This is a genomic window from Longispora urticae (genome assembly GCF_053902585.1).
Genome location: NZ_JAQZSH010000020.1, coordinates 203,672 through 229,674, shown reverse-complemented (window position 1 = coordinate 229,674; position 26,003 = coordinate 203,672). Strand labels below are relative to the sequence as shown.

General features: G+C 74.1%; 18 protein-coding genes. 4 read left to right on the top strand and 14 right to left on the bottom strand.

The window, feature by feature from the left end:
• Positions 1 to 35: 35 nt before the first annotated feature.
• The 3 genes from PT931_RS11175 to PT931_RS11165 all read right to left on the bottom strand — a co-directional run bounded on the left by PT931_RS11175 (position 36) and on the right by PT931_RS11165 (position 3,787).
• Entirely contained in the window at positions 36 to 1,244 is a 1,209-nt protein-coding gene (locus tag PT931_RS11175; RefSeq protein WP_456245659.1) for a WD40/YVTN/BNR-like repeat-containing protein, read from the bottom strand.
• Positions 1,237 to 1,758: a sigma-70 family RNA polymerase sigma factor gene (locus PT931_RS11170; protein ID WP_456245658.1), complete on the bottom strand. Its 522-nt coding sequence runs from the start codon at positions 1,756 to 1,758 to the stop codon at positions 1,237 to 1,239. Before PT931_RS11170 ends, PT931_RS11175 begins: the two co-directional genes overlap by 8 nt.
• 97 nt (positions 1,759 to 1,855) lie before the next feature.
• Positions 1,856 to 3,787: a S8 family serine peptidase gene (locus PT931_RS11165; protein WP_456245657.1), complete on the bottom strand. Its 1,932-nt coding sequence runs from the start codon at positions 3,785 to 3,787 to the stop codon at positions 1,856 to 1,858.
• A gap of 164 nt (positions 3,788 to 3,951) precedes the next feature.
• Between PT931_RS11165 and PT931_RS11160 the strand changes: the two genes are divergently transcribed.
• Positions 3,952 to 5,292: an aminotransferase class III-fold pyridoxal phosphate-dependent enzyme gene (locus tag PT931_RS11160; RefSeq protein ID WP_456245656.1), complete on the top strand. Its 1,341-nt coding sequence runs from the start codon at positions 3,952 to 3,954 to the stop codon at positions 5,290 to 5,292.
• A 139-nt stretch (positions 5,293 to 5,431) separates the two neighbouring features.
• On the opposite strand, the gene PT931_RS11155 is transcribed toward PT931_RS11160, so the two are convergent.
• The 4 genes from PT931_RS11155 to PT931_RS11140 are packed head-to-tail and all read right to left on the bottom strand — an operon-like array spanning position 5,432 to position 10,171.
• On the bottom strand, positions 5,432 to 6,433 hold the full coding sequence (locus tag PT931_RS11155) for a TIGR03842 family LLM class F420-dependent oxidoreductase (RefSeq protein WP_456245655.1): 1,002 nt from the start codon (positions 6,431 to 6,433) through the stop codon (positions 5,432 to 5,434).
• A 2-nt stretch (positions 6,434 to 6,435) separates the two neighbouring features.
• Positions 6,436 to 7,911 (bottom strand): CoA-acylating methylmalonate-semialdehyde dehydrogenase, encoded by a 1,476-nt coding sequence (locus tag PT931_RS11150; RefSeq protein WP_456245654.1) that lies wholly within the window; start codon positions 7,909 to 7,911, stop codon positions 6,436 to 6,438.
• 11 nt (positions 7,912 to 7,922) lie between these two features.
• Positions 7,923 to 9,332 (bottom strand): dihydropyrimidinase, encoded by a 1,410-nt coding sequence (hydA, locus tag PT931_RS11145; RefSeq protein WP_456245653.1) that lies wholly within the window; start codon positions 9,330 to 9,332, stop codon positions 7,923 to 7,925.
• Positions 9,329 to 10,171, bottom strand: a complete 843-nt coding sequence (locus PT931_RS11140) for a nitrilase-related carbon-nitrogen hydrolase (RefSeq protein WP_456245652.1) — start codon at positions 10,169 to 10,171, stop codon at positions 9,329 to 9,331. The genes hydA and PT931_RS11140 overlap by 4 nt, the downstream gene beginning before the upstream one ends.
• A gap of 199 nt (positions 10,172 to 10,370) precedes the next feature.
• On the opposite strand from PT931_RS11140, the gene PT931_RS11135 reads away from it, so the two are divergent.
• The 3 genes from PT931_RS11135 (at position 10,371) to PT931_RS11125 (ending at position 12,340) form a co-directional block, all read left to right on the top strand.
• Positions 10,371 to 10,964, top strand: a complete 594-nt coding sequence (locus tag PT931_RS11135; protein WP_456245651.1) for a 5-oxoprolinase subunit B family protein — start codon at positions 10,371 to 10,373, stop codon at positions 10,962 to 10,964.
• Positions 10,961 to 11,869 carry a 5-oxoprolinase subunit C family protein gene (locus PT931_RS11130; protein WP_456245650.1) on the top strand — a complete coding sequence of 303 codons (909 nt, stop codon included), beginning with the start codon at positions 10,961 to 10,963 and terminating at the stop codon, positions 11,867 to 11,869. The genes PT931_RS11135 and PT931_RS11130 overlap by 4 nt, the downstream gene beginning before the upstream one ends.
• A gap of 261 nt (positions 11,870 to 12,130) precedes the next feature.
• Entirely contained in the window at positions 12,131 to 12,340 is a 210-nt protein-coding gene (locus tag PT931_RS11125) for a hypothetical protein (RefSeq protein ID WP_456245649.1), read from the top strand.
• Positions 12,341 to 12,486: 146 nt separating this feature from the next.
• Here PT931_RS11125 and wecB read toward each other — a convergent pair whose 3' ends face one another.
• The 7 genes from wecB to PT931_RS11090 form a co-directional block, all read right to left on the bottom strand.
• A complete protein-coding gene (gene wecB, locus PT931_RS11120; RefSeq protein ID WP_456245648.1) occupies positions 12,487 to 13,698 on the bottom strand; it encodes a non-hydrolyzing UDP-N-acetylglucosamine 2-epimerase in 1,212 nt (403 codons plus the stop codon).
• Between the two features lie 110 nt (positions 13,699 to 13,808).
• Positions 13,809 to 15,056 carry a glycosyltransferase gene (locus PT931_RS11115; protein WP_456245647.1) on the bottom strand — a complete coding sequence of 416 codons (1,248 nt, stop codon included), beginning with the start codon at positions 15,054 to 15,056 and terminating at the stop codon, positions 13,809 to 13,811.
• Between the two features lies 1 nt (position 15,057).
• Positions 15,058 to 15,225, bottom strand: coding sequence for an LPXTG cell wall anchor domain-containing protein (locus tag PT931_RS11110; RefSeq protein ID WP_456245646.1), 168 nt, complete (start codon positions 15,223 to 15,225; stop codon positions 15,058 to 15,060).
• Between the two features lie 422 nt (positions 15,226 to 15,647).
• Positions 15,648 to 16,397 carry a leucyl/phenylalanyl-tRNA--protein transferase gene (locus PT931_RS11105; protein ID WP_456245665.1) on the bottom strand — a complete coding sequence of 250 codons (750 nt, stop codon included), beginning with the start codon at positions 16,395 to 16,397 and terminating at the stop codon, positions 15,648 to 15,650.
• Positions 16,398 to 16,406: 9 nt separating this feature from the next.
• A complete protein-coding gene (locus PT931_RS11100; RefSeq protein ID WP_456245645.1) occupies positions 16,407 to 20,951 on the bottom strand; it encodes an amino acid adenylation domain-containing protein in 4,545 nt (1,514 codons plus the stop codon).
• A complete protein-coding gene (locus tag PT931_RS11095) occupies positions 20,948 to 24,115 on the bottom strand; it encodes a non-ribosomal peptide synthetase (protein WP_456245644.1) in 3,168 nt (1,055 codons plus the stop codon). Before PT931_RS11095 ends, PT931_RS11100 begins: the two co-directional genes overlap by 4 nt.
• Positions 24,112 to 26,001 (bottom strand): amino acid adenylation domain-containing protein, encoded by a 1,890-nt coding sequence (locus tag PT931_RS11090; RefSeq protein WP_456245643.1) that lies wholly within the window; start codon positions 25,999 to 26,001, stop codon positions 24,112 to 24,114. The genes PT931_RS11095 and PT931_RS11090 overlap by 4 nt, the downstream gene beginning before the upstream one ends.
• Between the last annotated feature and the right edge of the window lie 2 nt (positions 26,002 to 26,003).

Genomic DNA, 26,003 nt, shown 5'->3' with positions numbered 1-26,003 from the left:
CGGGGGGGGCGGCGCGCGCCGCCCCCACCGGACCCCTAGGGCAGGGTCGCCGCCCGCCAGGTCCGGCCGTCTTCGGACACGTACAGGTGCTGGCGGTCGCTGATCTGGAGCCGGCCGGGGCCGAGGAACCGGGGAGGTGCCCCGAGTCCGGTGGCGCCGGGCAGGTCCACGACCGTGTACGTGCGGCCGTCCGGGCTGGTCAGGTAGCGGGTAGACCCGGAGGTCTGCACGGCCATCAGGTGCCCGCCGTCGGCCGTGGCGACCGAGGTCGGCCCCAGGAGGAACGCGCCGCCGGGCATGTTCGCCGCCGTCCGGACCCAGGTCCGGGCGCCGTCGACGGTGCGGTAGACCCGGGTGTCGCCGGCGCCGACGAACAGGGCGTAGCCGGTCCGGCCGTCGAACGTCGCCACGTAGGGCCGGTACATCGTCGCCGGGTCCGGCCGGGGTGCCTCGCCGTCCAGCACGGTGACCTGCCAGGTCGCGCCCCGGTCGGCGCTGGACGCCACCGCCGGCTTCTGGGTGGCCGGGTCGAACCCCGTCATCCACAGGCCGTCCCCGGTGGAGCCGGGGTCGAACCCCGGGGAGTCCAGGGCGGGCTGGGACCGCAGTTCCGCCAGGATCCCGGTCGCCGGGTCCACCACGGCCAGCTTGCACCGGTCCCCGTCGCAGCTCAGCGGCCGGGTTCCGGTCGGCACCACGTCCGCCGGCCGCTCCGACTGCCGCAGAGGCTTCCAGGTCCGCCCCCCGTCGGTGCTGACCTGGTAGCCGGTGCCGGTCGGAGTCGGCGTCGGTTTCGGGCTCGCGTTCGGCGGCCTCGGGATCATGAACCCGCCCGCACCCCCGACCAGCAGGTCCGGGCCGAGGACCCGGAACCGGGTGACCCCCGGGGCGTCGCGGGGCTGCCAGGTGCGGCCCTGGTCCTCGGAGGCCATCAGTTGGCCGTTCCTGAGCACGTAGAGGTGGTCGCCGTAGCCCTCGACGGTCCCACCCAGGCCCATACCCAGGTCGACGCCCGTCGGTTCCCGGAGGACGGGCGGTCCCGCGGGTCCGGGCTGGCGGTCGTCCGTTCCGGCCGTGAGGGCCACCGCGCCGGTCACCGCGACCACGGCCAGGAACACGCCCCCGAGGACGACCGCCCGACGGCGGCGCACCGTCCGCACCCGGTGGGTGACGGCGTCGAACTCCGGCTGGCGGGCCGCCGCCTCCGCGTCGGACCGCAGCCCGGCGAAGTCCAGCTCAGACATGACTGCTCCTCGTCTTCAGGGAGTGCGGGGCGGCGTCGTCGGCCAGGTGCCGGGCGAGTTGGGCCCGGCCCCGGGACAACCGGGCCTTGACCGTGCCGACGGGGACGCCCAGGTTCTCGGCGACGTCCTCGACGCTCAGGTCCGCGAGGTGGTGCAGGATCACCGCCTCCCGGGTGCCCCGGTTCAGCCGGGCCAGGGCCGCGACCAGCGCCACCCGGTCCGGGGACACGCCCGGCACCTGCTCGGCGACGCCGATCCGGCGGCTGCGGGCCAACTGGTCGAAGAGCCACCTTCTGCGGTACCGGGTGCGGGCGACGTTGAACGCTGTCCTCCGCAGCCAGCCCTCGGGGTTCGCCACCGCGAGGAAGCGCGCCGGACGGGTGAGCGCCCGGGCGTACGCCTCCTGGACCACGTCCTCGGCCTCCGGAAAGCTCCCCGTGAGCCCGTACAGCTGCGCCACCAGCCGGCGGTAGTGCGCGTGGTACGCCTGACGGACCGCTTCGGTCGCGTCCATCTGGTCTCCTCTCGACGACGTCGTCAGTAGACCAGCGGGCGGGGCGTCCGGTTGCACCCGACCTCGGGGGTTCGGCGCGGGGCCGGGCCGACCGGGCTCAGGCGGTCGTCAGGGTCACGTCGTCGAGGACGAAGCTGGTCTGGAGCCGGCTGTCCTCGGTGGCGGTGAACGTCAGGAGCCCCGTCGTGCCGGCGAGCGCGGACAGGTCGACCGTGTGCCGGACGTACCCGGACCGGGCGTCGCGGTCGCTGTGGCCGGCCACGGCCGTGCCCCCGAAAGTGACCGTCAGCGTGTCGTCGGCGGTGTGCCGCCACTCGTACGTGTCGACGTGCAGGTGGTAGGTGAGGGTGGCGGTGCAGCCCGCCGCGATCCTGACCTGCTGGGACAGGTGTTCGGAGTCGGCGCGGCCGTGCCCGCCCAGCCAGGCCACCCGGTGTCCGGCGTGCGGACGTTGGAGGAGGAAGTGTCCGATCGTGACGGTGTCGCCGGTCCAGGGCGCGGCGCCGTCCTCGAAACCGGGGTTGCCGACCAGCTGCCGGGCGAGGCAGCCCCGGGTGGTCCAGGCGAACGTGGCCGTGCCGTACTCCCCGCCGGGGTCGGTGGCCGTGACGGTGACGGTGGCGGTGCCGGCCTCGGTCGGCGTACCCGAGATGAGGCCCGTGGTGGGGTTGATCGTGAGCCCGTCGGGCAGGCCGGTGGCGGTGTGGGTCAGCGCGTCGCCCTGCGGGTCGGTCGCCCGGATCTGCAACGAGGCCGCCGCGCCGACCGGCGAGTCCTGGTCCGCGGGCCGGGTGACGGTGGGCCCGGGGGCCGTGACGAACAGCAGCCGGTTGGGCGAACCGGTGCCGAGGTCGGTGAGCACGTCCTTCGTGGCCACCGCCAGGAGCTGGGCCTTCGCCTGGGCCATGGTCAGCGCCGGGTTGCCGTGCAGGGCGAGCGCGACCGCGCCGGCGGCCAGGGGCGCGGCGAACGAGGTGCCGTAGAAGCCGCCGACCGTCGCCGTGTCGCTGGAGATCGCCGCGCCGGTGACGTCGGCCCCGGGCGCGAACGCGGTCACGCACGGCCCGTAGCTCGACGCGTTGGCGGCGGTGTTGCGGGCGTCGGCGCGGTCCGTGGCGCCCATGGTGATCGCGCGCGGGTCCTTGGGCGAGTTCTGGCAGTCGCCCCGGTTGAAGTTGCCCGCGATCAGGACGACGAGCAGCCCGCCGTCGACCAGGCCCCGGGCCGCGTCGTCCATCGCCGGGTCGCTGTCGCCGCCGCCGCTCTGGATGCTCAGGTTCACCACGGCCGGCCGGACGGCGTGCGCGGCCGTCCAGTCCATGCCGTCCACGATCTCGTCGGTGGAGGCGCTGTTGTCGCAGCGCAGGACGCGGACCGCGTGCAGGGTCGCCTTCTTGGCCACCCCGTACGTCTTCCCGCCGACGTGGCTGGCGACGAACGTGCCGTGCCCGGCGCAGTCGTTCGTCCCGTTGCCGTCGTTGATGGCCGTGTACTCCCCCGTCGCCCGGCCCTCGAACTCGGCGTGGCCGGCCCGCACGCCGGAGTCGACCACGTACACGTGGGTGCCGGCCGCGTCGCCGGGATGGGTGTAGCTGGTGTCCAGGGGCAGGTTCCGCTGGTCGATCCGGTCGAGGTGCCACGGGGCGGACGGCTGGGTGCCGCGCGCCGTCTCCATCCGGTGCAGCCGGACCGACTGGACATAGGAGACCGTCGGGTCGGCGCGCAGCCGGGTGAGCGCGGCGGGCGGCAGGTCGGCGGAGAAACCGCGCAGGGCGGAGGAGAACCGGCGCAGGACCGTTCCGCCGGACTCGCGGGCGGTCGACAGCGGGCCGGCGAGCGCCTGTTCGGGGCCGGAGCGGGGGCCGCCCTGGTCGGGGCGTTTGAGGACGACGACGTACCGGCCGGCGATCTCGCCCGTGTCGGACCGGAGCAGAGGAGCGGGCGCCGCCGCGGCGGGCGTGGCCACCCCGGCGGTGAGTCCCCCGGACAGCACCAGGGCCGCGATGCCGGCCCGCACCAGGACAGTCATGTCTCCCCCATCGGTCTCCGAGCACCTGAATCGGGACGTTATCATTGCGAATCCCCACAATGGGTACTGATCGCGAGACCAGGACGGACGCGGCGGGTCACCCACCGATGACCCTGGGTCTCCTAGACTGCGAGGATCGCGCAGCCGCCACCGAGGGGGTCCTGATGACCGATTCCGCCTACCGCGATGACCGAGCCCACGTCTTCCACTCCTGGTCCGCGCAGCGCGCCCTGACCCCGACCGTGCTGGCCGGCGGCGAGGGCAGTTGGTTCTGGGACGGCGACGGCAGGCGGTACCTGGACTTCTCCTCCCAGCTGGTCAACCTGAACCTCGGCCACCAGCACCCCCGGATCGTCGCCGCGATCCGGGAGCAGGCGGCGAAGCTGTGCACGGTCGCGCCGACGTTCGCCAACGACGCGCGCAGCGAGGCCGCCCGGCTGATCGCGGAGGTCGCGCCCGGGGACCTGTCGCACGTCTTCTTCACCAACGGCGGCACCGAGGCCGTCGAGCACGCGCTGCGGATGGCCCGGTTGACCACCGGCCGGCACAAGATCCTCTCGGCGTACCGGTCGTACCACGGGGCGACCGCCGGGGCGATCACGCTCACCGGGGACCCGCGCCGGTGGGGCAGCGAGCCGAGCATCCCGGGCGTGGTCCGGTTCTTCGGGCCGTACCCGTACCGGTCGGCGTTCCACGCGGTCACCGCCGCCGAGGAGGGCGAGCGGGCGCTGGCGCACCTGGAGCAGGTGTTCACGCTGGAGGGCCCGCACACGGTCGCGGCCGTGATCCTGGAGAGCGTGGTCGGCACGAACGGCATCCTGGTGCCGCCGGACGGGTACCTGGCCGGGGTGCGCGAGCTGTGCGACCGGTACGGGGCGCTGCTGATCTGCGACGAGGTGATGAGCGGGTTCGGTCGGTGCGGGGAGTGGTTCGCGGCCGACCGGTGGGGCGTCGTCCCGGACCTGATCACGTTCGCGAAGGGCGTCAACTCCGGGTACGTGCCCCTCGGCGGCGTGATCCTGGGTGAGCGGGTCTACGAGGCGTTCGCCGACCGGCCGTACCCGGGCGGCCTGACCTACTCGGGGCACCCCCTGGCGTGCGCGGCGGCCGTGGCGACCATTCAGACGATGCGCGACGAGGGCATCCTGGAACGGGTGCGCGACCTGGGCTCCCGGGTGATCGGGCCCCGGCTCGCCGGGATCGCCGAGCGGCACCCGAGTGTGGGCGAGGTGCGCGGGCTCGGGTTCTTCTGGGCCGTCGAGCTGGTCCGCGACCGCGACACCCGGGAGATGCTGGTGCCGTACAACGCGGCGGGGGCGGACGCGGCGCCGATGGCGGAGCTGGTCGCGGCGTGCAAGGAGCGCGGGCTGTGGCCGTTCACGCACTTCAACCGGGTGCACGTGGTGCCGCCGTGCGTGACGTCGGAGGCGGACCTCGACGCCGGTCTGGACATCCTGGACGAGGTGCTCACCTTGGCGGACCGGCACTACACGGGCAAGGCGTAGCCCACAGGCCATCGGCCGTCACGGCGTCGGGCCCGGGCCGGGCGGTGGCGTCGGTGGCGTGTGCCGGGCAGTGGCAGGTGCCGGGCCGGACGGTGGCCGTGCCCCGTGCCCCGTGCCGCCAGGGCCCGGCCACCCGGGCTCAGCTGTCGCGCAGCGCCGGGATCACCGTCTCCTCATAGGCGGCGAGCGTCTCGGCCTTCGCGTCGTGCTGCAGGTACACGGCGAACTGGTCGACCCCCAGATCCCGCAGCTCCCGCAACCGCTTCACATGCTCCTCCGCCGGCCCGAGCACACAGAACCGGTCCACGATCCCGTCGGGTACGAAGCCCGTGTGCGTGTTCCCGGCCCGCCCGTGTTCGGCGTAGTCGTAGTCCTGCCGGCCCCGGATGTAGTCGGTGAGCGCCTTGGGCACCGCCCCGGTGTCCCCGTACCGGGTGACGATGTCGGCCACGTGGTTGCCGACCATGCCGCCGAACCAGCGGGTCTGGTCGCGCTGGTGCGCCAGGTCCTCTCCGACGTAGGCGGGCGCGGCGACGCAGATCTTCACCGCCGCCGGGTCGCGTCCGGCCCGCTCGGCGGCGGTCCGTACCGCGCCGATCATCCACGCGGCGATCTCCGGGTCGGCGAGTTGCAGGATGTACCCGTCGCCGACCTCCCCGGCGAGCGCGAGCGCCTTCGGCCCGTACGCGGCGACCCACACCTCCAGGCTGCCGTCGGTGATCCAGGGGAAGTGCAGCTCCTGGCCCCGGTAGCTGACGGTGCCCCCGTTGGCCAGGCCCCGGACGACCTCGACGCAGGCGCGCAGCTCGGTCAGGGTGGTGGGCTTGAGGCCGAGGGTGCGCATGGCCGAGTCGCCCCGGCCGATCCCGCAGACGGTGCGGTTGCCGAACATCTCGTTCAGGGTGGCGAACAGGGACGCCGTGACCGTCCAGTCGCGGGTTCCCGGGCTGGTGACCATGGGGCCGACCATGACCCGTTCGGTGGTGGCGAGGATCTGGCTGTAGATGACGAACGGTTCCTGCCACAGCAGGTGCGAGTCGAAGGTCCACACGTGGCTGAAACCGGCCCGCTCGGCCCGTTGGGCGAGGGCCACCACGTCGAGGGCCGGCGGGTCGCACTGGAGGACGACGCCGATGTCCATCGTCACCTCACCTTCGGGAAGCCGAGGTCGACCGCGCTGGTCGCGGGGTCGGGCCAGCGGGACGTGACGACCTTGGCCCGGGTGTAGAAGGCGATGCCCTCGGGGCCGTACATGTGCAGGTCGCCGAACAGGGAGGACTTCCACCCGCCGAACGAGTAGTACGCGACGGGTACCGGGATGGGCACGTTGATCCCCACCATCCCGCACACCGCGTCGTACTGGAACTGCCGCGCGGCCCCGCCGTCCCGGGTGAACAGCGCCGTCCCGTTGCCGTACGGGTTGTCGTTGACCAGCTCGAGGGCCTCCTCGTACGTGTCCACGCGCACCACGGACAGCACGGGGCCGAAGATCTCGTCGGTGTAGAACACGGAGTCGGTGGCCACGTGGTCGACGAGGCAGGGGCCGAGGAAGAAGCCGGGGCCGTCGTGGGCGTCGCGGCCGTCGATGACCACCCGGCCGCCGGCCGCGTCGAGGTACCCGGCGACCTTGTCCCGGTGTTCGCGGCTGATCAGGGGACCCATCTCGGCGTCGGGGTCGCTGGCCGGCCCGACCTTGATCTGGCGGATCCGGGCGGCGATCGCGTCCACCAGGGTGTCGCCGACGGAGCCGACCGCCACGACCACGGAGACGGCCATGCACCGCTCCCCCGCCGAACCGAACCCGGCGGACACGGCGGCGTCGGCGGCGGCGGGCACGTCCGCGTCGGGGAGGACCACCATGTGGTTCTTCGCCCCGCCGAGCGCCTGGACCCGCTTGCCGGCCCGGGTACCGGCCTCGTAGACCGCCCGGGCGACCGGGGTGGAGCCGACGAAGCTGAGGGCCGCGACGTCCGGATCGGCGATCAGCGCGTCGACGGCCACCTTGTCGCCCTGGACGACGTTGAACGCGCCCGGCGGCAGCCCGGCCTGCCGGAGCAGGTCCGCGAGCAGCAGGGACACGGACGGGTCCTTCTCGCTGGGCTTGAGCACGAACGTGTTGCCGCAGACCAGGGCGTTGCAGAACATCCACATCGGCACCATGGCCGGGAAGTTGAACGGGGTGATCCCGGCGACGACGCCGAGGGGCTGGCGGATCGAGTACACGTCGACGCCGGTGGCGGCCTGTTCGCTGAACCCGCCCTTGAGCAGGTGCGGCGCCCCGGTGGCGAACTCGACGTTCTCCAGGCCCCGGGCGACCTCGCCGAGCGCGTCGGCCACCGTCTTGCCGTGTTCGGCGGACAGCAGGGACGCGATCTCCTTGCGGTGCGCGTCGACGAGTTCGCGGAACCGGAACATCACCTCCGCGCGCCGGGACAGCGACGCCGCGCGCCAGCCGGGCTGGGCGGCCAGGGCGCTGTCGACGGCGGCGCGGACCTCGGCGGGCGTGGCGGCGAGGACCTCGGCCTGCTGCTCGCCGGTCGCCGGGTCCCAGACGGGCAGCCGCCGGTCCCCGGTGCCGGGGACGGCCGCGCCGTCGATCCAGTGCGTGACCTGCTTCATCGCGGCTCCTCCTAGCTCAGGTACTGCGACAGGCCCCGCCGCAGGTAGCGACCGTGCCCCTTGCGTCCGCGGTACTCCCCGCCGGCCACGAGTACGCTGCCCCGGGAGATCACCGTGTCGACCCGGCCGTCGACCTGGAAGCCCTCGTAGGCGGAGTGGTCCATGTTCATGTGGTGGGTCTCGACGCCCAGGGTGGTGTGCCCGGCGGGGTCGTAGACGACGATGTCGGCGTCGGAGCCGGGGGCCAGGACGCCCTTGCGGGGGTAGAGGCCGAACATCCGGGCCGGGGTGGTCGAGACGGTCTCCACCCAGCGCGCCAGGGAGAGCTGCCCGTCGACCACGCCCTGGTAGAGCAGGTCCAGGCGGTGTTCGACGCCGCCGATCCCGTTGGGGATCTTGGAGAAGTCCCCGCGGCCCAGTTCCTTCTGGTCCTTGAAGCAGAACGGGCAGTGGTCGGTGGACACCACGGCCAGGTCGTTGGTGCGCAGCCCGCGCCACAGGTCCCGCCGGTGCGGCTCGTGCCTACTGCGCAACGGTGTCGAGCAGACCCACTTGGCCCCCTCGAACCCGGGCGCGCCGAGCTGGTCTTCGAGGGTCAGGTACAGGTACTGCGGGCAGGTCTCCGCGAACACGTTGCGCCCCGCGTCCCGGGCGGCGGCGACCTGTTCGAGGGCCTCGCTGGCGGACAGGTGCACGATGTACAGCGGGCAGTCCCGGGCCACCTCCGCGAGCCGGATCGCGCGGTGCACGGCCTCGGCCTCCAGCGCCGGGGGCCGGGTCAGCCCGTGGTAGACCGGATCCGTCTCGCCCCGGGCCAGGGCCTGCTGGATGAGGACGTCGATCGCGATGCCGTTCTCCGCGTGCATCATGATCGTGGCCCCGTTGTCGCGGGCCTTCTGCATGGCGCGCAGGATCTGGCCGTCGTCGCTGTAGAACACCCCCGGGTACGCCATGAACAGCTTGAAGCTCGTGATGCCCTCGTGCCCGACGAGCTGGTCCATGGCCGCGAGCGCCGCGTCGTCGACCCCGCCGAGGATCATGTGGAAGCCGTAGTCGATGTGGCACTCGCCGTCGGCCTTCGCGTGCCAGGCGGCGAGCCCGTCGGCGACCACCTCACCGGTCTTCTGCACCGCGAAGTCGATGATGGTGGTGGTGCCGCCGAAGGCCGCCGCCCGGGTACCGGTGTCGAAGGTGTCGCTGGCGCTCGTACCCCCGAACGGCAGTTGCATGTGGGTGTGCACGTCGACCCCTCCGGGGATGACGTACTTGCCGGTGGCGTCGATCTCGCGGCGGTGGGTGTCCTCGGGGGCGCGGCCGGGGGCGAAGAGGGCGGCGATGGTCTCGCCCTCGACCAGCACGTCGGCCTCGGTGCCGCCCGACGGGCCGATCACCGTCCCGCCCCGGATCAGGAGCCCGCTCACGGGGTCACCAGAGGGCCGTAGGCGTCCGGGCGGCGGTCGCGGTAGAACTGCCACCGGTCGCGCACCTCCGCGAGCAGCCCCATGTCCAGGTCGCGGACGATCAGCTCCGGATCGTGGTCGTGCCCGACGTCGCCGACGAACCTGCCCTCCGGGTCCACGAAGTACGACGTGCCGTAGAAGTCGTTGTCGCCCAGCTCGCTCTCGATCCCGACCCGGTTGATCGCGCCGACGAAGAACTCGTTGGCCACCGCCGCGGCCGGCTGTTCGAGCTTCCACAGGTACGCCGACAGGCCCCGGCTCGTCGCCGACGGGTTGAACACGAGCTGCGCGCCGGCCAGGCCCAGGGCGCGCCAGCCCTCGGGGAAGTGCCGGTCGTAGCAGATGTACACGCCGACCTTGCCGACGGCGGTGTCGAACACCGGGTACCCCAGGTTGCCGGGCTTGAAGTAGAACTTCTCCCAGAACCCCTTGACCTGCGGGATGTGGGTCTTGCGGAACTTGCCGAGGTAGCTGCCGTCGGCGTCGAGCACGGCCGCGGTGTTGTAGAGGACGCCGGGCTGCTCCTGCTCGTACATCGGCAGCACCATGACCAGGCCCAGTTCGCGGGCGAGGGCCTGGAACCGTTCGACCGTCGGGCCGGGGACCGACTCGGCGTAGGAGTAGTAGGCGGCGTCCTGCACCTGGCAGAAGTACGGGCCGTAGAAGAGTTCCTGGAAGCAGATGACCTTCGCGCCCCGCGCGGCGGCCTGGCGCGCGTACTCCTCGTGCGCCTTGATCATGGATTCCTTGTCGCCGGTCCACGTCGTCTGCACGAGTGCCGCGCGAATGATGTCCGCCATGCTCAGTCCCTCCGTCGTGCCGCGTGGGCGGTGTGGAGAACTCACCATCAGTATCAGGTTCGCGGCGTGGAGTCACGCATAGCGGAGATCGGAGATTCTTTTCCGGGTACCGGTGGGGCGGGGTCGCGCGGGCTAGAGTGGCGCACGTGCCCGCCCCGCCCGTGCCGCCCCGCCCGTGGGCGCCGTGAGAGTCCTGCCCATGGGCGAACACGCCCTCCTGGTCGAGGTCGGGTCCACCGGCGAGGTCGCCGCCCTGCACGCCGAACTCCTCCGCCGCCGCGCCGCCGGTGACCTGCCGGCCCTGACCGAGATCGTGCCGGCCGCCCGCACCGTGCTCCTCGACGGCCTCGACACCCCCGGTGACCTGGCCCGGGAGCTGCCCGGCTGGCGGGTTCCGCCGGTCCGCGCCGCCGACGGGCCCGCCATCGAGGTGCCGGTGACGTACGACGGGGCCGACGTCGACGAGCTCGGCGCGCTGTGGGGCGCCGAGGTCGCGGCGGTGCACACCTCGTTCGAGTACCGGGTGGCGTTCTGTGGTTTCTCCCCCGGCTTCGGCTACCTGACCGGGCTGCCGGAGCGGTACCACGCACCGCGCCGGGCCACCCCGAGGACCGTCGTGCCGGCCGGGTCGGTGGCGGTGGGCGGTGAGTTCACCGGGGTGTACCCGCGGACCTCGCCCGGCGGGTGGCAGCTGATCGGGCGGACCGGGGTGGTGGCCTGGGACGCGGGGCGGGATCCGGCCGCGTTGTTCGTGCCGGGGACGCGGGTGCGGTTCGTGGCGGAGCGGGCATGATCGTCGTCGTGCGGGCCGGGGCGTTGACCACCGTCCAGGATCTCGGGCGGCCCGGGCTCGCCCATCTCGGCGTCCCCCGGTCCGGGGCGCTGGACCGCCCCGCGCACGACCTCGCGAACAGGCTCGTCGGGAACCCCGCCTCCGCCGCGACGCTGGAGACGACGCTGACCGGGGTCGCCGTGCGGTGCGCCCGGGACACCGTGGTCGCCGTGACCGGGGCGTCCGCGACCGTGCGGTGCGACGGACGGGCCGTGCCGTGGGGGGCCGCGGTGCGGGTGCCGGCCGGTGCGGTGCTCGACGTGGGGCCGGCCCGGCACGGGGTACGCGGTTACGTCGCCTTCGACGGCGGACTCACTCCCCCGCCGGTCCTGGGCAGCCGCGCCACCGACCTGCTCTCCGGCCTGGGCCCGCCCCGCCTCGGCACGGGCGACGCCCTTCCTCTGGGTACGCCTCCGGTGCGGGCGGACGCGACGTCGCCCGTGGCCCCGGTGGGCGCGGCCCCGGATGTGGTGCCGATGCCCGCCGCTTCGGTGGGACTCGTGCTCCGGGTGCGGCTGGGGCCCCGCGACGACTGGTTCGTGGACCCGGCTGGGGACCTGGGCCGGGGGCGGTATTCCGTGGCCACCGCCAGCAACCGGATCGCGCTGCGGACGGACGGGCCCGCGGTGCGCCGGGTGGGGCCGGGCGAGCTGGCCAGTGAGGGGATGGTGCTCGGCGCGGTGCAGGTACCCGCCGACGGGTTGCCGATCGTGTTCCTGGCCGACCACCCGACGACCGGCGGATACCCGGTGATCGGCGTGGTCGTCGCGGAGGACCTGGCGGCCGCCGCGCAGGCCAGGCCGGGGACGCCGGTGCGGTTCGTCCCTCTCGGCCCGCGGCGACGGCCGGCCCGGACACCACGTTGAGCCCGATCACCGGCCCCGGTCCGGTCGGCTCCGTCGCGCGGTGGGCACGGTGGGTGCGGGGCTGCGTGCGGGTGCGGTGACTTCGGACATGCGGCGCGTGACGTGCGGGTGTGGCACGGAACACCCTGTCGGCGTGTCGCGGAACCGCCCCTCCGCCGTCCGGCCGACCCGGCCGCACCCGAAGTCTGGATCTTGCCTCCGAACGGCCCCACGGGCCCCCGATCCTTCGCCGGTCGGCGGATCCGGTGGCACTGTCGAGGTATGAACGACGCCCCCGACCACTGGTGGAACCTGTTGTCCGGACCCGACCAGGCGCTGATGCTGAAGTACCGGCACCGGCCCCTCATCGAACCCGTGATCGACCGGCTCACCGCCGTCGGACAGCTCGAGGTCGGCGACCACCCGTACTGGATGCCCGAGGACCTGGCCGCGTTCCTCGACGAGCGGGCCGACAGCCAGCTGGCCGCCTAGCAGGCCGTACAGGGCCTCCGCTCGCGGAGCCATCGTCGGTCACAGGGTCAGGCAATCCACCACATTTGTATGGAAAACAACTGATCGCCCAGAAGTAGGCTATCCGGCCTATCTCTGGGCGATCGGTCGTCGGGTGACGGTACCCGTCAGTGGTCCGTGGTCGCCTGGGCCAGGTCCGGGTCGACCCCGGCCACCAGCGCACCCGTGAGCAGACTGGCCAGCTCCGGGGCCGCCGCGATCGCCCGCTCCGCGCGCAACATCCGCACGATGGCCTCCTCGGCCTGTGCGCCGGCGGTGCCGTCGCCGAACGGGTTGACGACGGTGCTCATCCGGCGGTGCTGTTCGGGGTCGGTGAGGAGTTGGTCGGCGGCGGCGAGGATGGCGGCCGGGTCGGTGCCGACGAGGCGCGCGCACCCGGCTTCGACGGCCTCCATGCGTTCGGTGACCTCGCGCAGGACCAGGACGGGTACGCCGAAGGTGGGTGCCTCCTCCTGGATGCCGCCGGAGTCGGACAGCACGAGGTGGCTGGCGGCGAGGAGTCTGGTGAGGTCCTGGTACGGGAGCGGGTCGGTGACGAGCACGCGGGGTAGGTGCGTGAGTGCGTTGTCGACCTGGCGCCGGACGTCGGGGTTGGGGTGGCTGGGGAGGACGATCCGCAGGTCCGGGTACCGGTCGTGCAGGGTGGCGACGGCGCCGAGGATGTGGTCGAGGGGTTCGCCCCAGGACTCGCGGCGGTGCGCGGTGACGAGAATGATGCGGTGTCCGCCGGCGAGGATGTCCTCGATGCGGGGGTCTCCCACGGGGTGGTTGCGGGCGGCGACGGCAAGCGCCGCGTCGACGACGGTGTTGCCGGTGAGGGCGATGTCGCCGGGGACGCCTTCGCGGCGCAGGTTCTCCTCGGCGCGGGTGGTGGGTGCGAGGTTGAGTTGGCTGATCTGTCCGACGAGGCGTCGGTTGGCCTCCTCCGGGAACGGTGAGGCGAGGTCTCCGGACCGTAGGCCGGCTTCCAGGTGTACGACGGGGATGCGTCGCCAGAACGCGGCGAGTGCCCCGGCGAGAGTGCTGGTGGTGTCCCCGTGCACGACCACGGCGGCGGGGTTCGTCGCGGCGAGGTGTGCGTCGAGGCCGGTGAGGATCTGGGTGACCAGTTCCGGCTGGGTTCCGGTGCGCCGGTCCAGGGTGAGGGCGACGTCGACGTCGAGGCCGAAGGCGGCGAGGGCTTCGGCGACCATGGTCGGGTGCTGGCCGGTGGCGACGATGACGGGGGTGACGCGGCCGGCGGCCCGGGCGGCGAGGACCAGGGGTGCGATCTTGATCGCCTCGGGGCGGGTGCCGACGATGAGGTGGATCTCGGTCACGTGCTCTCCTCGACTGGGTGGCCCTGGGTGATGCGGCTCCGGGAGTGTGCCCGGGTCCAGCGGTCTCGACGGTGCTCTTCGGGCGCGCGGTTCCCCGGCGGGCGCCCTGGTCATGCGGGTTCGTCGATGACGCGGTCTGTTTTGGCCCAGGTGCCGCGTCCGGTGAGGTGTCGGCCGAGGCCGCGCAGGGTGGCCATCAAGCCGATGAGTAGGAAGAACGGGTAGGCCAGGCCGGCGGTCACGCATCGCCACAGGGACGCGTCGCCGAGGCTGGCGCGGTGTACCAAGGCCCAGAACAGGCCGGCGACGGCCATCGTGCCGAACAGGGTCCCGACCGTGGCTGCGACGAGGGCGGCGTCCAGGTCACGCCAGGCCAGGGCGAGCCCGACCGGGGCGGCGATCAGTCCGACGATCGTCAGCCAGGGCGCCAGGAGGTAGTACATCATGTCCAGCAGGGCGGCGTTACCGACCCGACGCGAGGCGACCAGTTTCGGGGCGTAGCGCAGACACTGCAGGTTCCCCTGCGCCCAGCGGGTGCGCTGCCGCAACAGGCGCCGCGCGTCGATCAGGCCCTGCTGGGTGATCGCGACCTGCGGGATGTAGCGGATGCGGACGCCGTTGAGGTGCAGGCGCAGGCCGAGTTCGAGGTCCTCGACCAGGCATTCCGACCAGGGGTCCTCACCCAGGGTCCCGAGTGCGCTGAGGCGGGTGAACTGGCCGTTGCCGCCGAGCGCGACGGCGTTGACCCGGTCGCGGAGGGTCTGCCCGGCGTTGGCGATGGCGGCGAACTCCAGATCCTGGAGAGCTGCGAGGGTGTGCTTGCGGTTGTGGATCCGCACCCGGCACTGCACGGCCCCGACCCGGGGGTCGCGGAAGTACTCCGCCACGGTGTCGAGCGCGCCGGGTTCCATCCGGCCGTCGCCGTCGATGACCCCGATGACCACGTCCTCGGGGTGCAGGCCGTCGGCCTCGGTGACCTGGCGGATGTAGCGGAAGGCGGCGTTGAGCGCCTGACCCTTACCCTGCCGGGCGAGGGGCGCGGTCCGCCGGAACACCTGGATCCGCGGGTCCACGATCATCGACAGCACCACACCGGTGTCGTCGTCCGAGCCGTCGTCGACGACCAGAACCTTCACGGGGGTACCGGGCGTGGACAGCTCCGCGGCGGCGTACACCGTGCGGTCCACCACACGTTCCTCGTTGAGGCAGGGCACGATGATCCAGTACTGCGCGGGGCGGGGCGCGGTGGCCCGTCGGCGCCTCGCGGGACGGGTGCCGCCCCACGAGGCGAACGCCATCAGCAGGATGTGCGCCGGCCAGGCGAGCAGGAGCACCAGGCCGATGACGGAACGGGTCACGTCAGGCGTCGGTGCGGCGACGGCCGCTGCGGATCAACAGGGCGCCACCGACCAGCAGGGCCGCACCGGCGGCGATCACGCCGACGAGGCTCACGCCGGTGACGGGCAGGGTCGCGGCTCCGCCCGAGAGGACGACGACCGGGACGACGGGAACCTTGGTCTGACTCATGGGCTGATCCTTCGAGGTACAAGTGACCGGAGAGTGATCGTTCCATAAATCTTTTAAGACAACTAAATCAATGTGAGGCACGCCATGGACGTCACTGGACAAGGCCGGCGTTTTTCCTGGTCAGGCCCCTGATACCCGCGAAGGCATACCACCGGCTCCCCTCGTCGAACCCACGCGAGGAGCCGGCCCGGAACGGCGCGTCAGTGACAATGCCGACAGGGTTCGGTGACACTCCGTGATTTTCCCTGTCGGTGCCGGCCCGAACGGCGTCGACCGGCGGACAGATCTCCGGTCGGCGCCGCGTTCCGACGGGCCCCCACGTTCCGAGTGGTCGGGTGACCCGCGCGACCTCGCGTAGAGCGTCCTAGGTTGCTAGGTATCGAACGCCCCACCGGTTCCGGTGGCCGGTGGGGCGGTCCGGCTCAGCCCAGCGGCGCGACGCTCAGGACCCCGCCCACCGGCACCAGGGGCAGGTCGATGTCGAGCAGCGCGGCCAGGTACTCCTTCCGGGGCACCGGCTCCGCGCCCAACGCCGTCGTGTACCCGCTCGGCACCTGCACGTCGATCAGCCGCCCCGCCGTACCGTGCAGCCGCCGACCCAGGTCCGCGAAGGCCACCTTCCCCGCGTCGGGCCGGCGGCTGAACACGGAGTCCACCCCGAACACCCGCCCCATGCCCGTACCGAACAGCCCGCCGATCAGCTCCTCGCCGTCCCACACCTCGACGCTGTGCGCCCAACCCGCCCCGTGCAGGGTCTCCAGCGCCGCGCACAGCTCGTCGGTGAGCCACGCGGTCGCCCGGAACCGGCGGCACTCCCGCACCACCCGGGCGAACGCGTGGTCGACGGTGGTCACCCAGCGGTGCCGGTTGCGCAGGTCCCGGCGCAGGTTCCGCGACAGGTGCACCCGGTCGGCCGGGATCACCGGGCGGTCGGGCGGACTCCACCAGGTGAGGGTGTACGGGGCGGGGCCGGGGAACAGGGCCACCCGGCCGTCGGCGACGTGGTCGGCGTAGAGGGCGGCGTTGACCTCGGCCGCGTAGCCGTCCGGGCAGGGGAAGGGGAACGCGCCGTGCCGGTACGCCTCCAGCAGGCGGTGCGGGGCGACGCAGCCGCCGACGGCGACCGGCAGGTCCGGCTCCGCGAGGGACAGGTCGACCCGCTCCCAGGCCATCTCCACCGCTCAGCCCTCCTGACCGGAAGAAGCCGACCCGTCGGAGGGCACCGCCCCCGCCACGGGCGCGCGGGCGGTCACGGTCCCCGCCGGGGTGCCGGTCGCGCCGTGGGCTCCCGGAGGTGGCGGGAGGAAGCCGGTGGACGCGTGGTGGGCGACCTGGCGGGCGATCACGCCGGCGTCGACCACCGCCGCGGGCACGTCCAGGCCGGACAGTGCCCGCGCCGAGGCCGCCCGGCCCCAGACGAGCCCCGCGCCCTCCGCCCGGAACCCGGCGCTGAGCAGGGCCGCCGAGGCCCAGGTCCGGTCGCCGGCCGCCAGTGCCTGGCCGGCCGAGGACGCGAGCCGCCGGTCCCACTCCTTCGCGGACACCACCTCCAGGGGGTACCCGTGGCCGCGCAGTCCCGCCACCACCGCCCCGACGGGCACCGGCCCCTCCCCCACCAGGTGGTACGTGCGCCCGGTCGCCGGTCGGGCCGCCAGCGCGACGATCCCGGCCGCGACGTGGTCGACGGGGACCAGGTCGACGGTGACGTCCATGGCCCCGTCGTCGGCGGTGACCGCCCCGAGCCGGGTCATGGCGCGGACGTAGTTCCAGAACGCGTCGTCGGTGCCGGCCGCCCCGGTGCGGCTGTGCCCGCTGACCCTGCCGGGCCGGTACACCGTGACGGGCAGGCCCCGCTCCCCCGCCGCGCGGACGAGTTCCTCCGCGACCCACTTGGTGGCCACGTAGCCGGAGGGCACGACCCGGTCGGCGGGGATCCGGCAGTCCTCGTCGATGACCTCCGGGTTCTCGCCGAGCGCAACGGCCACGGACACACTGGACACCAGGTGCACGGGCTTGACCCGCCCGGTGGTCGCGAACCGGAGCACCGCGCGGGTGCCGCCGACGTTCGCGGCCCGCAGCCGGGCGTACCCGTCGAGGTGGTTGACCCTGGCGCCGTTGTGGTAGACCGCGTCCAGGCGGTCGGCGAGCGCGGCGAACGCGCCCGGTGCGAGGCCGAGCAGGGGGCGTTCCAGGTCGCCGGGGACCGGGACGATCCGGTCGGCGAGGGCCTGGTCCCACAGGCCGTAGCCGGTGAGCGCCGCGCGGAGCCGGTCGTGGCCGGTGGCCGCGTCGGGGGCGCGGACCAGGCAGTACACCTCGGCTTCGGTGCGGTCGAGGAGTTCGCGGAGCAGGAACGCGCCGAGGAAGCCGGTCGCGCCGGTCAGGAGGACCCGGCGCTGGGCGGTGGCCACGGGCAGGGCCGGGTCCACGAGGAGGTCGCGGTCCAGGACGGCTTCGGCGGCGAGGTCGGGACCGGGTGCTCCCCCGTCCTCGGGGCCCCGTGGGGTGCCGGGAACGGCCGACGACACCGCCGCCAGCCCGGCCACCGTCGGCCGGTCGAAGACGGTCCGGACCGACAGGTCGACGCCGAGCTCCTCGGCGATCCGGCCGATCAGGCGGATCACGAGCAGCGAGTGCCCGCCGAGGTCGAAGAAGTCGTCGTCCACGGTCACGCCGTCCACGCCGAGGACCTCGCCGAACAGCGCGCACAGGGCGCTCTCGTACGGCGAGCCCGGGGCGCGGCCCGCCGCCCGGGTGCCGGGTTCCGGGGCGGGCAGGGCGCGCCGGTCGAGTTTGCCGTTCGGGGTGAGCGGCAGGGCGTCGAGGACGACGAACGCGGACGGGACCATGTACCCGGGCAGCGCGGCGGCCACCCGCGACCGGAGGGCGGCCAGGTCCGGGCCGGTCCCGGCGGCCGTGGGGACGACGTAGGCGACGAGGCGGCGGTCACCCGGCCGGTCCTCGCGGGCCACGACGGCGACCCGCCCGACGCCGGGATCCCCCGCCAGCACGGCCTCGATCTCGGGTAGTTCGATCCGGAAGCCCCGGATCTTGACCTGGTCGTCGACGCGGCCCACGTAGTCGAGGACCCCGTCGCGGCGCCAGCGGGCGGCGTCCCCGGTCCGGTACAGCCGGCCGCCGGTGCCGAACGGGTCGGCGACGAACCGCTCGGCGGTCAGCCCGGGGCGGCGCAGGTAGCCGTGGGCGAGCTGCGCGCCGCCGAGGTACAGCTCCCCGGTGACGCCGGGCGGCACGGGGCGCAGCGCGGCGTCCAGGACGTACGCGGTGGTGTTCCACACCGGCCGGCCGATCGGCACCGGGCCGGGCGCGCCGTCGGTGGGCCAGGCGGTGACGTCCACGGCCGCCTCGGTGGGCCCGTACAGGTTGTGCAGCGGCGCGTCGAGCAGCCGGCGGTACCGGGCGACAGACTCGGCCGACAGCGCCTCGCCGCTGGCGAAGACCCGGCGGAGCGTCGTGCAGCTGGCCGCGCCCGGGGAGGCGAGGAACACGTCGAGCATCGACGGGACGAAGTGGACGGTGGTGACGCGTTCCCGGCGGATCAGGTCCGCGAGGTACGCCGGGTCGCGGTGCCCCTCCGGCGCGGCCATGACGAGGGTCGCGCCCGCGATCAGCGGCCAGAGGAACTCCCACACGGACACGTCGAAGCTCGACGGGGTCTTCTGCACGACCCGGTCGTCGGGGCCGAGGCCGTACTCGGCCTGCATCCAGAGCAGCCGGTTCACGATCGCGGAGTGCGGGACGACCACGCCCTTCGGCCGGCCGGACGAGCCGGACGTGTAGATGACGTAGGCGGGGTGTCCGGGCCGCAGCGGGGCGAGCCGCTCGTCGTCGGTCAGATCATGCGACGGGTACGGGCCACCCGCCGGCACCGCCTCGGAGTCGCCCCGGCCCGGGTCGGTGCGAGCGGAGCCCGGGGCCGGGTCGCCGGGGTCCCCCGCATCGGGAGCCGCGTCGACCACCAGGGCCCCCGGATACCCCGTGGCCGCGTCGGTGAGGACCAGCACCGGCTCCGCCTCCGCGACCATGAACGCCAGCCGGTCCGCCGGGTAGCCGGTGTCCAGCGGCAGGTACGCGGCGCCGGACTTCAGGACCGCGAGCAGCGCGACGACCAGGTGCTCGGACCGCGGCAGCGCCAGCCCGACCACCCGCCCCGGCCCGGCCCCGGCCGCGACCAGCCGCCGGGCGAGGCGGTTGGCGCGGGCGTGCAGTTCCCCGTGGCCGAGGGTGACGGCGCCGGACACGACGGCCGGGTGGTCCGGGGTGCGCGCCGCGCGGGCCTCGGTGAGGGCGGTGAGCGTGGTCGCCGGTACCCCCCGACGGGTGGTGTTCCAGTCGACCAGGAGGGCCGTGCGCTCGGCGGCGGACAGCAGGTCGACGTCCCCGAGGCGCGCGTGCGGGTCGTCGGCCACCGCGCGCAGCAGCCGGGTCAGCCGGTCGGCCAGGGCCTCGACGGTGGCGTGGTCGAACAGCTCGGCGGCGTACTCCAGGTTCGCGTCGATCCCGGCCGGTCCGCGGTCCGCGTCGAGCTTCTCCGCGAACGCCGCGGTCAGGTCGAACTTGGCCGTGTCGCTGGTCAGCGCCTGCCCGGCGACGGCCAGGCCGAGGAAGTCCGTCGCGGCCTCGGCGTTGCTCTGCAGCACGAGACTGACCTGGTGGACGGGGTGCCGCGACATCGAGCGGGTCGGGTTGAGCACCTCCACGACCCGCTCGAACGGCACGTCCTGGTGCGCGTACCCGGCCAGGTCCACGGCCCGGACCCGGGCCAGCAGCTCGGCGAACGTCGGGTCCCCGGACGTGTCGGTGCGCAGCACGAGGGTGTTGACGAAGAACCCGACCAGGTCGTCGAGGGCCTCGTCGGTGCGGCCGGCGACCGGGGTGCCGACCGGGATGTCGGTGCCGGAACCGGTCCGGGTGAGCAGCCCGGCGAACGCGGCCTGCAACACCATGAACAGGGTGACGCCGTGCCGCTGGGCGAGCGCGTGCAACGCCCGGTGCAGGTCGGCGTCGAGGCGGAAGGGCACCAGCCCGGCGGTGTACGTCCGCACCGCCGGCCGGGGCCGGTCCACCGGCAACGCCAGCTCCTCGGGGGCCCCGGCGAGGGCGTCCACCCAGTAGGCGAGCTGCCGGGACGCGAGGCTGTCGGGGTCGTCCTCGCTCCCGAGCAGGTCCCGCTGCCACAGGGTGTAGTCGGTGTACTGGACGGGGAGTTCCGGCCGGTCGGGCGCGCGCCCGGCACACCGGTCCGCGTACGCCGCCGCCAGGTCGCCCAGCAGGGGGCCGAGGGACCAGCCGTCGCTGACGATGTGGTGCAGGACGAGGAGGAGCGCGTACGAGTCGCCGCCCAGCCGGTACACCCGGACCCTGATCTGGGGTTGGGTGGCCAGGTCGAACGGCTGGTAGGCGACGCGGTTGAGCTCGTCGACGAGGTCGCCGTCGGGGTCGGCCCCGGGTCCCGGCCAGTCCACCACCGTGAACTCCGGCCGGGTCCCGACCGGCAGCACCACCTGGTGCGGCTCCCCGTCGACCACCGGGAACACGGTCCGCAGCGTCTCGTGCCGGTCCGCGACGTCGGCGAACGCGGCCTCCAACGCGGCGAGGTCCAGCTCCCCGGTCAGCCGGAGGGCGAGCGGCGCGTTGTGCGCGCCGCCGCCCTCGAACCGGTCGAGGAACCACAGCCGCCGCTGGGCGAAGGACAGCGGGATCATGACGCCCCCTGCGGGACCCGGCGACGCAGCGTCGGGCGGGCCTTCTCCGCGCCGACCAGCCGCAACGCGAGGCCGGCGACGGACGGGGCCTCGAAGATGGCCTGGATGGACAGTTCGACGCCCAGCTGGGAGCGGGCCCGGCTGATCAGCCGGGTGGCGAGCAGCGAGTGACCGCCCAGTTCGAAGAAGCTGTCGTCCACCCCGACCGTGGTCAGGCCCAGGACCTCGGCGAACAGGCCGCACAGGGCCTCCTCGCGCGGGTTGCTCGGCCCCCGTCCGGTCACGGCCGCCTGGATGTCCGGCTCGGGCAGGGCGCGGCGGTCGAGTTTGCCGTTCGGGGTGAGCGGCAGGGCGTCGAGGACGACGAACGCGGCCGGCACCATGTACTCCGGCAGCACGGCCGCCACGTGCCGGCGGGCGCCGTCCGGGTCGGGGGCCGTGCCGACGAGGTAGCCGACGAGCTGCTTGCCGCCGAGCGGGTTGTCCCGGGCCACGACGGCGACCTCGGCGATCCCGGGCGCCTGGCGCAGCACCGCCTCGACCTCGCCCAGTTCGACCCGGAAGCCCCGGATCTTGACCTGGTCGTCGGCGCGGGCCGTGAACTCCAGGGCGCCGGCGCGGTTCCACCGGACCAGGTCACCGGTGCGGTACATCCGCTCGCCGGGCTTGCCGAACGGGTTGGCCACGAACCGTTCCGCGGACAGGGCCGGGCGGTTGACGTACCCGTTGGCCAGGCCGATGCCGGAGACGTACAGCTCTCCGACGACGCCCGGGGGCACCGGTCGCAGCCGGGCGTCGAGAACGTAGCCGGCCTTGTTGGTCAGCGGCCGGCCGATCGGCACGGACGCGCCGCCGAGGTCGGACCGGGTGACGGTGTGGCTGGTGGTCAGGCCCATGCTCTCGGCCGGCCCGTAGCCGTTGCACACCCGCAGGTGCGGGAACGTGGTCAGGGCCCGATCGACGTGCGCGGCGGACGCGGCCTCGCCGGCGGTCATGGCCCAGCGCAGCCCGGTGTAGACGGCCGGGTACTCGTCGAGCATGAAGTTGAACAGGCTCGCCGACATCTGGAGCATGGTCACGCCGTGCCGGGCCACCAGGGCCGCGATGGCCTCGGGCTCCGGGTTCTGGCCGGGTTGCAGGACGCACGTCGCGCCGAACAGCAGCGCGCCGTAGACCTCCAGGACGAACGCGTCCCAGGAGACGGGGGCGCACTGCAGGTACACCTCGTCGGGGCCGAAGTCGACGTAGTCCTGACCGCACACGGTGCCGACGACGGCCCGGTGCGGGGCGGCGACGCCCTTGGGCCGGCCGGTGGAACCGGACGTGAACATCACGCAGGCCACGTCGCCGGGGGTCGCGCCGGACGGCACGTCGTGCGCCGGCAGCGCCGACAGGTCGAGGGTGTCGACGGGCACCTCGACCCGGTCGCCGCCGAGCGTGCCGAGCAGGCCGGCGCGGGTGACGACCACGGGGGCGGCCGTCTCCGCGAGTGCCACCCGGAGCCGTTCGGCCGGGAACCGGGGGTCGAGCAGGGTGTAGCCGCCGCCGGCCTTGAGCCCGGCGAGCGCCGCGGTCAGCAGGTCCGGGCCGCGTTCGAGGTGCACGCCGACGAGGACCCCGGGCCGCACGCCCTGTTCGCGCAGGTGGGCGGCGAGCTGGTTGGCGCGGGTGTTCAGCTCGGCGTAGCTGACGACCGTGTCCTCGAAGACCAGAGCGGTCCTGTCGGGGGTACCGGCCGCCTGCCGCTCGAACAGCTCGTGCGCGCAGTATTCGGCCGGCACGTCGGCGACGGGCCCGTTCCAGTCGGCCAGGACCTGCCGGCGCTCCTCGGCGGACATGATCTCGATGTCGCCGAGCCGGGCGGCCGGGTCCCCGGCGACGGCGTCGAGCAGCCGGACGAGGCGCGCGCCGACGTCCTCGGCGGTGGCCCGGTCGAACAGGTCGGTGGCGTACTCGACCCAGCCGTTCATGCCGGCCGGCGCCCCGTCGGCACCGTGGCGCTCCTCGAACGTGACGGTCAGGTCGAACTTCGCCACGGTCAGGTCGAAGGACTCGTCGGTGACGTCGAGCCCGCCGAGTTCCAGGGTCGCCTCGGCGTTGTTCTGGAGCACGAGCATCACCTGGAACAGCGGCTGCCGGGACAGCGACCGGGCCGGGTTGACCACCTCGACGACCCGCTCGAAGGGCACCTCCTGGTGCGCGTACGCCTCCAGGACGGTTCTGCGGACCCGGGCCAGGAGCTGGGTGAACGTCGGGTCCCCGGACGTGTCGGTGCGGAACACGAGGGTGTTGACGAAGAAGCCGACCAGCTCGTCGAGGGCCTCGTCGGTCCGGCCGGCGATCGGGGAGCCGATCGGGATGTCGGTACCGGAACCGGTGCGGCTGAGCAGCCCGGCGAGCGCGGCCTGCATGACCATGAACATGGTGACCCCGTGCGCGCGGGCCAGCTCGGCGAGGCGGGTGTGCGTGGCCGGGGACAGCTCGACCTCGACCGAGTCGCCCCGGTAGCTCGACGTCGGCGGGCGCGGCCGGTCCAGGGGCAGCGGCAGCTCCTCGGGGGCCCCGGCGAGGGTGTCCACCCAGTAGGCGAGCTGCTTCGACACGACACTGTCGGGGTCGTCCTCGCCGCCGAGCAGGTCCTGCTGCCACAGCGTGTAGTCGGAGTACTGGACGGGCAGCTCCTCCCAGCCGGGCTCGGCCCCCGCGCACCGCGCCGTGTACGCCGTGTTCAGGTCGCGCAGCAGCGGACCGAGCGACCAGCCGTCGCTGACGATGTGGTGCAGGGCCAGCAGCAGGACCGCGTCGGTCGGGTCGAGGGTGAACAGGGTCGCACGGACCGGCAGCTCCCGGGCCAGGTCGAAGCGGTACTTCGACGCGGCGTCCAGCGCGGCGGGCAGCCCGGCCGGGTCGGCCGGGACGACGTCGAAGTCCACGAGCGCCTCGGCGGCGGGCACGATCCGCTGGCAGGGTGTGCCGTCGACATCCACGAACAGGGTGCGCAGCGCCTCGTGCCGGCCGACGACGTCGCCGAGCGCGGTGCGCAGGGCGGCCCGGTCCAGGTCGCCGCGCAGCCGCAGCGCCAGCGGGGCGTTGTAGGTGAACGACGGGCCCTCGAGCTGGTCGAGGAACCACAGCCGCTGCTGGGCGAAGGACAGGGGGATCACAGTGCCTCCTCAGGCATCGCCCGCCGACGGAGCGTCGGTCGGGCCTTCTCCGCGTTGCCGAGCCGCGTCGCGAGCCCGGCGACAGACGGCGCCTCGAACACCGTCTGGATGGTCAACTCCACGCCCAGGACCGAGCGGACCCGGCTGATCAGGCGCGCGGCGAGCAGCGAGTGCCCGCCCAGGTCGAAGAAGCTGTCCTCGACCCCGATGGACGCCACGCCCAGCACCTCGGAGAACAGGCGGCACAGCGCCTCCTCCCCGGGGTCGCGGGGCGCGCGGCCGGTGGTGGTGCCGCGCAGGTCGGGCGCCGGGAGCACGGCGCGGTCGACCTTGCCGTTGGGCAGCCGGGGCAGGGCGGGCAGCGCCAGGACGGCGCCGGGCACCATGTGCTCGGGCAGCAGGCCGGCCACGTGCCGGCGGACGGTGGCCGGGGCGGGGCCGCCGACCAGGTACGCGACGAGCCGGCGGTCGCCGCCCGGGTCCGCGTGCGCCGCCACCGCCGCGTCCACGACGCCGGGGAGGCGGCGCAGCACGGCCTCGACCTCGCCGAGCTCGACCCGGAAGCCCCGGACCTTCACCTGGTCGTCGGCGCGCCCGACGAGGTCGAGCACCCCGCCGGGCAGCCAGGCGGCCAGGTCGCCGGTGCGGTACATCCGCTCCCCCGGCGGGCCGTACGGGTCCGCCACGAACCGCTCGGCGGTCAGGGCCGGCCGGCCCAGGTAGCCGTCGGCGAGCTGCGTCCCGGCGACGTACAGCTCGCCGGTCACCCCGGTCGGGACGGGCCCCAGGTCGGCGTCGAGCACGTACGCCCGGGTGTTGGGCACCGGCCGGCCGATCGGCACCCGCACCGCGTCCGGGTCGTCGGCGCACAGCCACTGGGTGACGTCGACGGCCGCCTCGGTGGGCCCGTACAGGTTGTACAGCGGCACCCCCAGCGTCTCGGCGACCCGGCAGGGCAGGTCGGCCGGCATGGCCTCCCCGCCGCACTGCACCCGGCGCAGGTCGGCGCACTCGGCGGCGGCCGGTTCGCGGAGGAACGCGGCCAGCATCGAGGGCACGAAGTCCACGGTGGTGATCCGCCGGTCCCGGACGGTCGCCGCCAGGTAGGCGGGGTCCCGCCGGCCACCGGGCCGGGCCAGCACCACGGTCGCGCCCTCGGCCAGCGGGCGGAAGATCTCCTCCACGGACACGTCGAAGCCGATGTGCGCCTTCTGGAGGACCCGGTCGTCGGGGGCCAGGACGTAGAGGGAGTTCAGGGAGCAGATCCGGTTCACGATCGCCCGGTGCGGCACGACCACGCCCTTGGGCCGGCCGGTCGAGCCGGACGTGTAGATCACGTAGGCCGGGTCGTCGGGGGTCGCCGCCGGGCCGGTGCCGACCGGGCCGGCGAGCAGGTCCGCGACCGTCCACCGGGGGGTGTCCCCGGGCAGGACGGTGTCGGCGGTGGTCAGGACGGCGGTCGGGCGCGCGTCGGCGAGGACGTACGCCAGGCGGTCGGCGGGGTCGTCGGCGTCCAGGGGGACGTAGGCGGCGCCGGAGCGCAGTACCCCGAGGAGGGCCGCGACCAGGTCCAGGGCCGGGGGCAGCGCGACGGCCACCCGGTGGCCCGGCCGCACGCCCCGGCCCCGGAGCCCGAGGGCGATCCGGTCGGCGCGCGCGTCGAGGGCGGCGTAGCTGAGGAACTCGCCGTCGGCCGCCTCCGCCGCCGTGGCGTCCGGGGTCCGGGCGGCCCGGGCGGCGACCAGGTCGTGCAGGCACCCGGCGGGGTACTCGGCCCCGGGGCCGGCCCACTCGGGGCGGGCCGGGACCGGCGCGGGCTCGGCCAGGCCGGCCAGTACCGCGTCGAAGCGCTGCCGCGCCCGGGTCCGCTCAGTCGGCTGGCGCACGG

Coding starts and splice junctions, on each gene's coding strand:
- PT931_RS11175 (WP_456245659.1), bottom strand. CDS start 1,244: ATGTCTGAGCTGGACTTCGCCGGGCTGCGGTCCGACGCGGAGGCGGCG.
- PT931_RS11170 (WP_456245658.1), bottom strand. CDS start 1,758: ATGGACGCGACCGAAGCGGTCCGTCAGGCGTACCACGCGCACTACCGC.
- PT931_RS11165 (WP_456245657.1), bottom strand. CDS start 3,787: ATGACTGTCCTGGTGCGGGCCGGCATCGCGGCCCTGGTGCTGTCCGGG.
- PT931_RS11160 (WP_456245656.1), top strand. CDS start 3,952: ATGACCGATTCCGCCTACCGCGATGACCGAGCCCACGTCTTCCACTCC.
- PT931_RS11155 (WP_456245655.1), bottom strand. CDS start 6,433: ATGGACATCGGCGTCGTCCTCCAGTGCGACCCGCCGGCCCTCGACGTG.
- PT931_RS11150 (WP_456245654.1), bottom strand. CDS start 7,911: ATGAAGCAGGTCACGCACTGGATCGACGGCGCGGCCGTCCCCGGCACC.
- PT931_RS11140 (WP_456245652.1), bottom strand. CDS start 10,171: ATGGCGGACATCATTCGCGCGGCACTCGTGCAGACGACGTGGACCGGC.
- PT931_RS11135 (WP_456245651.1), top strand. CDS start 10,371: ATGGGCGAACACGCCCTCCTGGTCGAGGTCGGGTCCACCGGCGAGGTC.
- PT931_RS11130 (WP_456245650.1), top strand. CDS start 10,961: ATGATCGTCGTCGTGCGGGCCGGGGCGTTGACCACCGTCCAGGATCTC.
- PT931_RS11125 (WP_456245649.1), top strand. CDS start 12,131: ATGAACGACGCCCCCGACCACTGGTGGAACCTGTTGTCCGGACCCGAC.
- PT931_RS11110 (WP_456245646.1), bottom strand. CDS start 15,225: ATGAGTCAGACCAAGGTTCCCGTCGTCCCGGTCGTCGTCCTCTCGGGC.
- PT931_RS11105 (WP_456245665.1), bottom strand. CDS start 16,397: ATGGCCTGGGAGCGGGTCGACCTGTCCCTCGCGGAGCCGGACCTGCCG.
- PT931_RS11100 (WP_456245645.1), bottom strand. CDS start 20,951: ATGATCCCGCTGTCCTTCGCCCAGCGGCGGCTGTGGTTCCTCGACCGG.